The following is an 11,774-nucleotide window of genomic DNA, read 5'->3' on the forward strand; positions in this document are numbered from 1 at the left end:
TTGCTTGGTCGTCGTGTGTCCGGTCCCCCGCGCGCTCGCGTCGCGTCGACGTTGGCGCAGTCGTCGCGGGGTCATCACGCTCCTCCGCTGCGGGTGAGGCTGATGCCCATCGGGACCGTGGATGCGGCGAATCCGACGTCCTGGGCGAGGTCGAGTCGCAGGGGCGCGAACCCGGCTCGTCGCACGTCCGAGTCGAGCCGGCGGCCGTACTCGGTGATCCGGGCGGTCTTCGCGACGGTGACCGTGACGACCGCGTACGGGCGGGTCATGGCGCTGCCGCGCGCGAGCTTGGCGTCGAACCCGCGCGTGGCGTCCTGGGCGTCGCGTCGGGCGGCTCGTGTCTTGCGTCCGAGCTTCTCGTTCATGCCTTGGGCGAGGTCGGCAGCCCACTCGGCGTTGCCGGACTGCCGGTCCGCCTTGGTCGGTGACACCAGCGGGTAGGCGACCAGGAAGGACCGTCGTTCACCAGGTTCGCTCGGCGTGAGGACGGGCGCGAGCGCTCCCATCACCGCGCCCCGGGTGGGGAGCTTGATGGTCGAGCTGATGGAGTTCCACGCGTCGTGGCTGTAGTGCCGCACCGTCGTGTCCGCACCGGACGGCCCGGCCATCGCCCACGGCACGTCAGCGTTGACGCCCGGATGCGTGGCGTGGGCGGCCAGTGCGTCGATGATCCCGGCCCGGTCGCCCGGCGCGAACCCCGTGCGGCATGCCGCGGCGAGCTCGGGGCTCGTCAGCCACCGCACCGAGGTCATGCCCAGCGGACCGGTCAAGTGGGCTCCCACCTCGCCCATCAGCAGGTGCAGCTCGCGGCAACGACCCTCGAGCCCACCGCCCGACTCACGAGCCGACCGCGCGATACGGGCATCGGGCACGACCAGCGTCACGAACATCTCGGTCCGTACCGACGCGAGTGACAGGCCGCGAGCGAGGTCGGCATTGATCTGCTCGGCCAGGACCGGCGCACCGGGCCGGCGATGCCCCGAGACCCACAGATCCCGCTCGGCACCGTCCTCGGGGACCGTGCGCACCACGATCAGGAGCTCGTCGATCTTCTCCGTGCGGGCTGCCACGTCCAGCAGCGACGAGAGCGCCTCGCCCTGCATGCGGCGCGTGTGCGGGTCCATCATCCCCACCCCGGGATGGACCACCGCCGCGGTCACCGTCCACGTGCGGGTCGCGTGGTTCTGGACGATCGCGACCCGCGTCATGTCCGCCCCGTGCGGTGGCCCCTCGTGGACGTCGATGGCCTGCAGCACACCCGGCAGGTCCGGACTGTCGAGGTCGGCTGCACGTCCACGTGCGGCCGCGGACTGGAAGGTCGTCCAGCCCGCCAGTCCGCCAGCGGCGAATCGGGTCGACGCGGCGATCCAGCCGATCGCGGACCTGCCACGAACCGGGACGGCAGTCACCAGCGCCGCGCCCACCCACACGAGCGCGAGAAGCATCGCCGACGCCCAGGCGCCGCGGCTGATCGACCAGAACACCGGAAGGACGGCGACGGCTAGGAACCCCAGTTGGAGTCCCGAGAGTCCGAAGAACCACCCGATCCGATCACGGGTGTAGGAGCTGTAGGACGTACTCACCAGATGTCTCCTTGCTAGGCGACCGGCGGAATCGGGACGACGGCAGCGGAACCGGCCGCACCGGAACCCGCGGCAGCACTTCCGCCCGCTGCAGAGCCGGACCCAGCGGAGCCGGACCCAGCGGACGGCGGCGTCGGCAGCCTCGAGCTGCTCGACGGCCAGCTCACCGGTCCCGCCCCGGCGCCCGGCACGCCTCCCGGCGACGACGGGTTCGAGTTCAGGTTGGGGTCGGGTGGCTGGTGCGGAGACGGTGGCACCGACGACGCAGGACCAGGCCCCGATGAGCCCGACCCACCGCCGCCAGTCCACTCGCCGCTGGACCCGTCGTCACCACTGTCGTCGCCGCCAGCACCGCCGTGGTGAGACATGTGCGCGGCGGGGCCGGGCGTCGTCTGGTGACCGTTCTTTCCAGCGCGGCCGCCGAGTGAGCTGAAGTCGGGTCCGTAGGTGCCTTGCCCGGCGCCGGCTTGGTTGGTTTGGTCCGACATGAGGGAGGCGGCGAGCGCTCCGGCCTTGGTGACGACTCCAATCCCGGCAGCGGCTGCCTGTCCGACGGGGCCGAGAAGTCCGGCGGCGCCTTGGGTGGCCTTGGCGAACCGAGCCCCGGTGGCCTCTTCGGCGCCTTGTTCGCCCGAGGACCTGCCGGTGCCGTCAGCGGTGGAAGCGCCACTCGGCCCACCTGCTCTTGATGAGGCAGTGCCCGTGAGCAGGCCCTGGACTCCGCCGGCGGCGGCCATGCCTTGGCGGAAGGAGGCTCCCGATGGGGTACCGGGGTCGACGAAGGCCAACAGCTTGAACAGCGCCATCGGCGCGATGGTGCTGACCAGGATCAGCATCACCGCAGGAAGTGCTGTCGCGATGGCCTGCTGGGCGCCTGCTGCCATCGATGCGGCGACACCATTGGCGAACTGCACGCCGATCCCGAGGACCAGCACCATCAGTACCGGCGTCAGTGCAGCGGCGTGGAACCAGCGCAGGCTCTTCCAGAACCACGACCTGGTGCTGTCGGCCACCAGACCGGCCGCGGCCACCGGGCCGGTGGCGGCCAGGACCAGCAGAGATGCGGCTCGAGCGAGGTAGACGAGGATGTGACCGATGGCCGCGAGCCACAAGAACACCCCGAGGAATGCCAGCACGGTGGCCGTTCCGGAGTCGGTGATGTCCTCCGCGTCGAACCCGCCAAGCGGGTCGAACTCCGGCCAGGTCTCGATGCCCAGCAGGCTGCCCATCAGCGCCCTCGACAGGGTGCCGCAGGCAGCGACGAGGATCGAGCAGTAGCCGAGCCAGCAGGCGTAGGCGAGGACGAACTGGCCCGCGCCGATCGCCGCGCGGGCCAGTCGCTTGCCCTCGCGGGTGAACGCGGCCTGACCCAGCTGAACGAGCACCAAGATCGTGGCAAGGCCACCGGCCATCCAGAGCGTGAACGCGTAGACGTCGCGGCCCGGACCGTCGGTGCTCAGGTCGGGGGTCAGGAACGCTTCGGCGAAGGTGAGCACCACACGGAGCACGAAGAGCCCCGAGGCCCAGACCGCCATCATGGCCGACGTCCACGCATCGGCGGCGGCCTTGGCGATGACGGAGCCCAGGTCGTCCAACGGGTTGAGATCGGGCCAGTCGATGCCGCGCTGGTTGATGTCAGGCAGCTCAATCGTGGTGGCGGGATCTGCTTCCCAGTTGGCTGGGGAGGTCGGGGCCATGGTGCGTGGTTGGGGTGTGTTGGACGAGGGGGCGGGCGGCGTGGCGGAGGTGCTGCTGACGTGCTTCCAGCGTTGCCACCCTGCCCGTGTCGCGAGGGGGGTGCCCGGCCATGTCGACGGCGCGAGTGCGGGCGGCGTGCCCGGGGCGATCATCCACCGACCACCCGCCCGACCGTCTACACCTCCACCCGCGCCTTCACCCGCGCCTCCACCCGCCGGCCCGTCTACCCACTGCATCCGCTCGCAGTGACCGAGGGCGACCTCGCCGGTGCTTCGGTAGGTGGCACTCACGCGCAGCAATACACACACGGTCGACCAGTCGGATCCGTCAGTTCCCTTGACCAGTGCCGCCGCCGGCTCGACCTGCACCCACGCGGCGGGGTCCTTCGCCGCCCCCATGGACGCAGCGTCAAGGAACGCGCGGACGCTCGCGGTGATCCACCACTCCTCCGGACTAGCGCCGCCCGGGAGTGCCCATGCAGCGTGGACCTCGCGTGCCGTGGCCAGTTCCATGGCTTGCAGGACCGCGATGTCGATCTGGGCGAGCTGTCCGATCGCGCCCTGCGACGTGCGAGGAAACCCGGTCTCGACGAAGGCGGGACCCGGTGTGTGGCCGGCAGGAATCTCGATCGTGGGCGTGCTCGTCGTGCTGGGTGCCGTCTCGCCGGGCCCCGTGTTCTCACCGAATCCACCGAAGCCACTGAGCCCACCGAGCCCGCTGAGCCCACTGGCGTCGGTGGGAGGGTGGGCTGCTGAGGGCGGGGCGTCGAGCATCGGGGCGCCGGCGATGGCATCACGTCGCGCGGGGCCCGTCACATCCAGCGACCTCTGGTCGAGACGCCAGCCGTCCGTCGGAGCCACCGACCGGCTGCCCGTCGTATCGGGTCCTGGCGTGACCGCGCGGTAGACGCCGTAGCCGAACGCTGTCACCAGCAAGGTCGCCGCGAGCGCGGCGGCGGCGAGGATCGCGATGAGCCGCCGCCTGCTCCACACACCGTGCTCGTCTAGGCGAACCGTCAAGTCCGGTGGGACGGTGCGAGGCATCAGATGCATCCGTTCCCAAGGAGGCCGCTGAGCATGCTCGGGAGTACGAGGTAGCCGATGGCGGCCAGGAAGACGACGACCACCGAGATGACGCCGACCTTAGAGGCGTGGGGCATGGCGAAGACACGGCCCACGATGATGGCGCCGATCGCGATGATGATCCCGACCACGAAGAGGATGCCGACTCCCCAGAGCACGTAGCCGGTGATGGTATCGGTGGGCACCTGGGCGCCGGGTGGTGCCTTGGGACAGACCGCCAGCACCGTGACCGACACCCGTCCGGGGAGGTGCTCGACTGCGGAACCCAGACCGGAGGGCGAGGCGGAACCGGCGACCGGGGCGCCGACAGCGACGTACATGGAGTGGGTGAGGGTGGCGAGGTCCATGACGGGACCTCCTTTCTCGATGGTCGAGGTGCACACCGGGGCATGCGGGATTGGGCGCGGCAGCGAGACTGGGATCCTCAGCGGCCTCGTGAAGACGGCTGCGACTGACGGACCGATCCGAAGCTCAGGCGCTCGGGGCGCTGCTCGGGCCGCTGTTCGGCACGCAGGTCAGGGCGGATCTGCGTCCGCTGTTCCGGGATCTGTTCGAGACGCTGCCCGAGACGCTGCTCGTGTGGGTCGAGGCGGTGCAGGACGTCGCGTGCGGCCGACGTCAGCAGTGACGGAACGGGGCGGGAGTCGAGACCTCGTACGGCGACGTCGCGGCAGTGGGGAATCTCGACCAGGGCGCCGTGGGCGAAGAGCCTTGCCGCTTCGGGGCCGGCCTCATGTTGGAGGCTTCGATCCCATCGGCGTTGTGAGGGACCGCGCACCCCGAGCACGATTTGCGTCGTGGGCTGCCCGCGCCCGTCGAGGCGTCCCTCGAGACGTTCTCCGAGACTGCGTGCGAGAGGGGTTGGGTCGGTCAGCAGGTTGATTGCACCGGCCATCCGCCGCATTCCCGCGGTGGTCGCGGGCGTCACGAAGACCAGGACGTCGGCGTTCGCGACTGCGTCCGTGAGCCATCCGCGGCTGCCTGCGAGCTGGGTGGCCTCCCATCCGACGTCGAGGATCGTGAGGGTGTCCGGGGCGGCCGGTGTGGGTGGCAGGACGTGTTCGACGGCAAGGAGCGGAGTGTTCGCCCGTTGCAGGAGGACGTGGTCGCGGCGCCCCTGGCGCCAGCCGTGAGCGTCGACGCCGAGCTCTGCCGTCGCGGCCGCGGCTAGCCCGGATGTGGTGGCGGAGCAGCACTCGACGACGCGTGTCGGACCAGGACTGGACAACGCGGTGGCCAGGGCGAAGGTCGTGGCGCCGGCGGATCCCACGCACCCCACCACGGCGACGACCCGCTCCCCTGCGGCTGGTTCCCAGCCGAGCCTTGGTCCGTACCCGTCGGCGGCGTCCAGGCCGGGGTGGCCGCGTCGCTTGGACAGGCGTTGGAAGTCGCCTGCTGCTACCGAGCGCCATGCCCGCTTCAGCTCGTCGACGTTGACCGTCCGTGGCGTCGGCGCATCCGGACGAGGCATGTCGCCGTGCGGCCCGCTTGTCAGGTTTAGTTCGACGGAAGGGTCCGGGTCGGGGTGGGCGCCGGGGATCATGCGCTGACCCCCCGCACCGTCGCGAGACCAACCGGGACACCAGCCGCGACTCCAGCCGGAGGACCAGCCAGAAGACCGGCCGAAGCGTCGGTGAGCTCACTTGTGAGCTCAGCCCCGAGGTCGTCGGCCGCGGCGTGGCGGCTCTCGACCGCCTCGCGGATCTCCGCAGCCGTCAACCCGGACAGCTCGCGCTTGGCAGCCTGCGCCTCGATCAACTCCTGGAGACACGTCGTGATCTCGTGGATGATCTGCTCCTCACGAGATGCGGTCGCAAGCAGTTCCGTCACCCGACCGGGGTCGCGCGTGCCGGTCGTCTTGCCTGAGCTGTCGGAGCTGTCGGTCCGGCCGGTAGTACGCGGGTCGGGCGGCTCGTCGAGAATCGGCAGCATCAGTTGGCTCGACCGCCGTGCCGCGATCACGCGCGGCGCGTGGATCCCGTCGGGCATGCGGATCACCTCCGCTCCCCTACGTCGACTCGCGCTGGGTTGGCGTTCAGCAGGCATCGCTAAGCGCCTCGGCGGACCTCGGAGCGGCCTGCGCCAGCGCCCGGAGGGTGCGTGACGTGCGACGTCGCACGGTGCTCTCCGAGACGCCCATCTGTGCCGCGACCCGGCGCGAGACCTCGTTGCTCAACAAGCCGCCGCAACCGCGGCGCACGTTGCGTGTCTCGACGTCTGCCGCCGCTTGGAGCACGGCCGTCAGGAGAGTGCCCTCGGACGGAGTGATCACCTCCGCGGTGCCGGCCCAGTCCAGCAGCTCGGTCACCTCCGTGCGTGCCCTGTTCTCCGTCTCGGACTCCCCAGGAGCGCTCTGACCGGTGATCCTGCTCGCGTTCTCGATGACCGTCTCGAACGTGGCCTGCTCGCCTGTCACCGTGGTGTGGGCCCAGGACCGGTCGCGTCTCTCGAGCTGGAAGTGGTCGCCGAGCTCGAGCAGCACGGCTGCGCGGGTGTCGAGCAGGATGTTGGAGGCCACCCGTCGGATGCGTCGCCACCGGACGGTGCGCACCTCGATCCACAGCTGCGAGGCGACCAGCTCGTCGATTGCGCCGGCCGACTGCAGGGCGCCGACCGGCTGGTGGTCGCGGAACCGCTGGCTCCGCTGTTGGCGCTGCAGCCGGGCCGCCAGCTGACACGCGCCGGGGAGCAGGCACTTGGCCAGCACGCTCGCCGCAACGTTGTCGTTGCCGCCATCGGTCGCGCCCAGCTCGGCCAGCGCGAGCAGGACGTCATCGACGTCGTCGTAGTCGGCATGACGAAGCCACGGCCGGAGCTGGTCGAACCCACCAACGGCTGGCAGGCGTTCGTCGCGTGTGCACCAGTCATCCCAGCGCGTGCGAGCGACCTCCAGCAGCTCGCCTCCGTCCTCCAGACCCAGCAGCTTCTCGACAGCACTCATCACGACGACTTCCCTCCGGCTCGCGTTCATCGATGCCGCAGAAACTGGTCGACCGAGGTCCCCGCACCCGTCCCCCGACAGCACAGCCACCACCTAGTCCGGGCCCTGGGGACGGGGTGGGGACGGGGTGGGGGGTGGGTGTGGATATCACGTCGCGGCTGCCATTTGCGCAGGTCAGAGGCCGTCCCCCCGAAAGTGGCGCCGTCCCTTCGTGGTGACGGCGGTCTCCGGAGTTGCGCGGCTTCTCGGCGGACTGGGGTGCGGTTCGTGGAGGGTGTCGCCCGCGGCCGGCTGCGCATTTCGACCGTCGTCGTCTGGCTGGAATGTAGGCCGCGAAGGGGGCCACTACCGGTGACGCGGCGAGGAGTCTGCGGCCGTGGCACGTCACGCGTCCCCGCGAGGTTGAGGCCGCCAGCCGCCGACTACCTGCCGAGCGCTCACCGACCAGGTCGCGTGACCGGCTGGTTCGGGAACGGGGCTGCGGCGGTTCTACCGGGGTGCTCTGGCGGCGCGTCTCTGCCGCTTGGCCCACACCGGAGCTGCGGCGATGGCCGACGCTCGGCTGATGGAGGGCTTCCAGTGCGGTCCGGGCCGCTGTACGAGCAGACCCTCTGCGATGAGGGCAGGTATCGGGAACGGACTGCACCCAACGATGCGCGCGGCCTCCTCCCAGGTGACCCAGGCGTCGGCTTCCGCGGCCCGTTCGGCCTTCACCTTCTCGACCGAGGTGCTGGAGTACACGGCGGCTGGTCGCTGGCCCGCGGGCCTGATCGCGGACCTGGCGTCGAGGTGGCCCGCGCGTGCCAGTCGCAGCACGGAGCTCTCCGAGCAGCCCAGCGCGTCCGCCGCCTCGGCAACGGTCAACCAGTCACCGCTCGCAAGCCCGGTGGCGTCGAGGCGCGGCCAGTTGGCCGCCGCACGTGGCCGGCTCGAGGTGCGCGCGCCCTTCGCTCGCCCACGTGTCGCGCGACGCTCGGCTTTGCCTGCCGCCTCGGTGCGGTGCCAGGCTGCCCACTCCAGGACCGAGGTTCGGTCCAGCGTCGGCCGCGAACCGTGGGTGGTCCGGCGGTTGATGCGGCCGACCCTGACTGCGTGCTCGACGGTCGGCACGGGCAAACCGGTCAGTCGTGCGGCTTCCTCCCACGAAACCCACGTCTCCGAGTCGCTCACGCCGTCATCATGCACCCGTTGCGGCACGTGACGTGGACGAGCGCTGCGGCTCGGTTCGGAGCGTTGCTGTCGGCGTTGCGTGCTCCGACGGTGGAGGACCACGAGGTGGTACCAAGAACCGCCGGCAACGAGGCAGGGCACGAGCAGCTGCATCGCGAGCATGCCCGGTCCAAGCGCGTCGCGCATTGGCCCCACCCCCCGACCGGTGCCCACCCGAACTCCTGAAAACGAGTGACACCGCCTACACTCTCGAACACACGTTCGAGGAAGGTGGTGGGCCGTGGCCGGCGGGATGGGCAGTCGCGACGACGCATTCCCGCGCGAGACACTTGCCGAACGAGTCGCCAACACTCGAGCCCGCCAGGCCGGACGGGGGGTCCCGTCGGACGCACCCATCGCGGCGCACTCCACGGCGGGGTTTAACAGCCGCCACACCGCCTCACCGCCCAAGTCCTGGGCGGCACCGCCCGCCTTGCCTCCCTCACCGACCTCGCCGGCGCCGCTCGTCCGCCACTGCTTCTATTTGAGCCCCGACCACGGACGCCTTCCAGCGCTCTTCCTCAAGTGGCGCCAAACCAGTCAGCGTGGGATGCCGCCGCACTTCGACGGCTTCATCTGCACCATCGCGCTCGACGAGAGCGGCACCTGGTGCCTCACCGAGCTCTGGGTCGATTCCGCCATGCTCGAACCCGCCTGACCAACAGTTCGATCGGGTCACCGGCCCCAGGGCACGAATGGGGTCAGCTTCGCCACTGTGACGCTCTGGAAGCCGCGGATCTTCGGCCTTCCAGCATCAGCGTCGCGAGGCCGCCGACGGTGAATGCGCGAGGCGGCCCGCCCGCCGTAGGTGAGTCGAGGACATTCCAAAGTCGGAACGCTCCTCATTCGCCAACGCGCGTCAGCCGCTTCCTGACAACGTGCTCCGGTCAACATCAGCTCCACCGTGGGGGAACATCATGCTCAAGCACACCGTCAGGGCCTTGGCCCTGCTGCTCGTCGGCCTCGGCCTCTCGACCTGGGTCCAGCTCCCCGCCAGCGCGATCGTCGACCGCGACTGCGGCGACTTTCCGAGTCAGGCAGCGGCACAGAACTTCTTCAACAATGCCGGACCCGGAGACCCGCACGGACTCGACGCCGACAACAACGGCATCGCCTGCGAGTCCAACCCGTGCCCGTGCATCGGACGCGGCAACCCCGGCGGCCAGAACCCGGGCAACACCAACAACCAGCAGAACCAGGGACCGCGCATCTACCGCGAGACCGGCAATGTCGTCCGTGTCATCGACGGCGACACCCTCAAGGTCCGCCTCCGCACGGGTGGCGTCGTTTCCGTCCGGATGCTCGGCATCAACACTCCCGAGCGCGGCCGCTGCGGCGCCGGCGAGGCCACCGACAACCTCAGCGAGATGGCACCCGTCCGCTCGACGGTGCAGCTGGTCTCCGACCCGTCCCAGGCCGCCAAGGACCGCTACGGGCGCCTGCTGCGGTACGTCAAGCGGCAGGGCGGCTACAACGACCTCTCGTTCCGCCAGGCTTGGGAGGGATACACCAAGCGCTACGTCTTCGGCGGCAAGCCGGTCGCCCGGGACCGTGAGTACGTGCGCGGCATCAACCGCGCCCGCCGCGTCGACGCCGGCCTCTGGGGAACCTGCTGGTGAGAGTCCGCGGCTCATCAGCTGCGCGATAGACCTCAGGGCGCCGGACAAGAACGTCGTCCGGCGCCCTGCGCCATGTCTGTCGCGGACCTACTGGGTAAGGACCTGAGCCTCTCCCACGCGAATGGCAGCCACACTGGACAGGTCGAACTCCATCTGACCCGTCATCCCGCCCCCGGCCCACTCCACGATCCAGTACGACGTCGCCGTCACCTGGTACGCCCCGTCCGGTTGGTCGGCGCTGGTCCGCTGGTACCGGTGCCCGCACGTCGGGGAGTCCGACTTCCCGTAACGGTCTGCGTACGGGGTTCCTGCGCCGCACGTGATCGGGTCGGAGCCATCGCCCATGTCCCACACGACCCTGGCTACCGACGCCGTTGCTGTAACGGTCACGCCAGCGGCCGACGCCGATCTCGTGATCGGTCCGAACGTGTTCGGGGCCGGGTTTCCCACCCACATCCACACCGGCAGCCCAATCAGGCCCATCCGATCCTGGCCAGCTTCCGGAACGATGCCGATCCCGATCGGCTCAAGATCCATCGATGCCACCGCACGCGCAGCAAGCTCGCCCGGGTTCACCCACTCCGTCGCAGGACCCTCAATCCAGACCTTCGGAGGCCCGCCCGTGGGAGCGATGTAGGGCGGAGGCGGTGAACAGAAGTACCAGTCACCGTCCTCGTCTGCCTTTCCCTCCGGCGGCGGATCCTGAGGATCCACACGCGTGACCCAGCAATTGTGAGCCGCGCTCCATGGGGCGCCTTGGTTCTCGCATGGAACCTCATTGCCCAGATAGAAGCACTTGACGGTGCCGCCGCCAGCGTTCTCGCCGCCTCCACCGGGTGTTCCCGGGCAGACGATCTTGATCTTGATCTCACCTGTCTTCGGATCCTTGTAGGTGACCTTGTAGCAATCGTCCTCACCCGCGTGGGCCGCACCTGCATTGCCCGCGACTGAAGTGGCCGCAAGAGCCAGCGCCACTGCTGCGATCGTCGCGAGACGGCTCAACACGCAGCCACCTCATTAGGCAAGGACTCTGCGGATGAGACCTTCCATCGACCTCCCGTCAGCTCGACGCGATACACCTGCTCAAGCCGACGCGGGAGCTCTTTCCCCTCGAACTTGATCCAAGGCAGGACTGAGGAATCGGAAACGCGAACGACGTCTACATTGCTGCCGTCTTCGCAGTCGGTCACCAAAGCACTGCCACCTGACTGCATCTCCACGCTGATGACCGCGTGATCCCAAGCGCCTTGGAAGCGCGTCTCAGGAGGAGCGGTCAACTGTTGGACGAACTGCTGCAGCGCGAAGTGCTCTTGGCCGGTCGCGAATCTGTTGAGCTTCTTGCTGATGCGACCTGTGGCGTAAGCCTTGTCGCGAACGTCGAGGTAGCTGAGGAGCGCGGCTGCGGCCTTCTCTTCGTCCGTGGTCGGCTCTGACGTGGTTGGCTCGGTCGGCGTTGGCTCGGTCGTGCCTGAGGCAGTTGTCGTCGGGCTCGGGTCGGTGGGCTGACCGCCGTTGTCCGGAGCCCCGCCGCAGGAAGCGGCGCACAGCAGTGTGCTTACCGCGGCCAGCGCTACGACGGCGCACCCTCGCCGGGGCCGTCGTAGCGTTCGGCTGCGCGTTTGATTGCTCATGCCGCTTCTCC

General features: G+C 69.6%; 10 protein-coding genes. 1 reads left to right on the forward strand and 9 read right to left on the reverse strand.

Translation table 11 applies throughout. The features are described 5' to 3' along the window. Positions 1-74: 74 nt before the first annotated feature. From ACFFJG_RS01865 to ACFFJG_RS01895, 7 genes are all read right to left on the reverse strand, one after another. Positions 75-1,583 carry an SCO6880 family protein gene (locus ACFFJG_RS01865; RefSeq protein ID WP_378516911.1) on the reverse strand — a complete coding sequence of 503 codons (1,509 nt, stop codon included), beginning with the start codon at positions 1,581-1,583 and terminating at the stop codon, positions 75-77. A 14-nt stretch (positions 1,584-1,597) separates the two neighbouring features. Then, positions 1,598-4,324, reverse strand: coding sequence for a type IV secretion system protein (locus ACFFJG_RS01870; RefSeq protein ID WP_378516912.1), 2,727 nt, complete (start codon positions 4,322-4,324; stop codon positions 1,598-1,600). Beyond that, positions 4,324-4,710, reverse strand: coding sequence for a hypothetical protein (locus tag ACFFJG_RS01875; RefSeq protein ID WP_378516913.1), 387 nt, complete (start codon positions 4,708-4,710; stop codon positions 4,324-4,326). Before ACFFJG_RS01875 ends, ACFFJG_RS01870 begins: the two co-directional genes overlap by 1 nt. 77 nt (positions 4,711-4,787) lie before the next feature. After that, positions 4,788-5,906 carry a hypothetical protein gene (locus tag ACFFJG_RS01880; RefSeq protein WP_378516914.1) on the reverse strand — a complete coding sequence of 373 codons (1,119 nt, stop codon included), beginning with the start codon at positions 5,904-5,906 and terminating at the stop codon, positions 4,788-4,790. Continuing rightward, complete coding sequence (locus ACFFJG_RS01885; RefSeq protein ID WP_378516915.1) at positions 5,903-6,361, reverse strand: hypothetical protein; 459 nt, start codon at positions 6,359-6,361, stop codon at positions 5,903-5,905. The genes ACFFJG_RS01880 and ACFFJG_RS01885 overlap by 4 nt, the downstream gene beginning before the upstream one ends. 37 nt (positions 6,362-6,398) lie before the next feature. Beyond that, positions 6,399-7,304, reverse strand: a complete 906-nt coding sequence (locus tag ACFFJG_RS01890; protein ID WP_378516916.1) for a hypothetical protein — start codon at positions 7,302-7,304, stop codon at positions 6,399-6,401. Positions 7,305-7,793: 489 nt separating this feature from the next. After that, complete coding sequence (locus ACFFJG_RS01895; RefSeq protein ID WP_378516917.1) at positions 7,794-8,474, reverse strand: helix-turn-helix domain-containing protein; 681 nt, start codon at positions 8,472-8,474, stop codon at positions 7,794-7,796. Between the two features lie 956 nt (positions 8,475-9,430). On the opposite strand from ACFFJG_RS01895, the gene ACFFJG_RS01900 reads away from it, so the two are divergent. Continuing rightward, positions 9,431-10,132, forward strand: a complete 702-nt coding sequence (locus ACFFJG_RS01900) for an excalibur calcium-binding domain-containing protein (RefSeq protein WP_378516918.1) — start codon at positions 9,431-9,433, stop codon at positions 10,130-10,132. Positions 10,133-10,219: 87 nt separating this feature from the next. Here ACFFJG_RS01900 and ACFFJG_RS01905 read toward each other — a convergent pair whose 3' ends face one another. Both ACFFJG_RS01905 and ACFFJG_RS01910 read right to left on the reverse strand, forming a co-directional pair. Beyond that, positions 10,220-11,137, reverse strand: coding sequence for a hypothetical protein (locus ACFFJG_RS01905; RefSeq protein WP_378516919.1), 918 nt, complete (start codon positions 11,135-11,137; stop codon positions 10,220-10,222). Continuing rightward, a complete protein-coding gene (locus ACFFJG_RS01910; RefSeq protein ID WP_378516920.1) occupies positions 11,131-11,763 on the reverse strand; it encodes a hypothetical protein in 633 nt (210 codons plus the stop codon). Before ACFFJG_RS01910 ends, ACFFJG_RS01905 begins: the two co-directional genes overlap by 7 nt. Positions 11,764-11,774 lie beyond the last annotated feature (11 nt).

The sequence above is a fragment of the Nocardioides zeicaulis genome (genome assembly GCF_042432345.1).
GTDB lineage: Bacteria > Actinomycetota > Actinomycetes > Propionibacteriales > Nocardioidaceae > Nocardioides > Nocardioides zeicaulis.

Coding starts and splice junctions, on each gene's coding strand:
- ACFFJG_RS01870 (WP_378516912.1), bottom strand. CDS start 4,324: ATGCCTCGCACCGTCCCACCGGACTTGACGGTTCGCCTAGACGAGCAC.
- ACFFJG_RS01900 (WP_378516918.1), top strand. CDS start 9,431: ATGCTCAAGCACACCGTCAGGGCCTTGGCCCTGCTGCTCGTCGGCCTC.
- ACFFJG_RS01890 (WP_378516916.1), bottom strand. CDS start 7,304: ATGAGTGCTGTCGAGAAGCTGCTGGGTCTGGAGGACGGAGGCGAGCTG.
- ACFFJG_RS01880 (WP_378516914.1), bottom strand. CDS start 5,906: ATGATCCCCGGCGCCCACCCCGACCCGGACCCTTCCGTCGAACTAAAC.
- ACFFJG_RS01875 (WP_378516913.1), bottom strand. CDS start 4,710: ATGGACCTCGCCACCCTCACCCACTCCATGTACGTCGCTGTCGGCGCC.
- ACFFJG_RS01910 (WP_378516920.1), bottom strand. CDS start 11,763: ATGAGCAATCAAACGCGCAGCCGAACGCTACGACGGCCCCGGCGAGGG.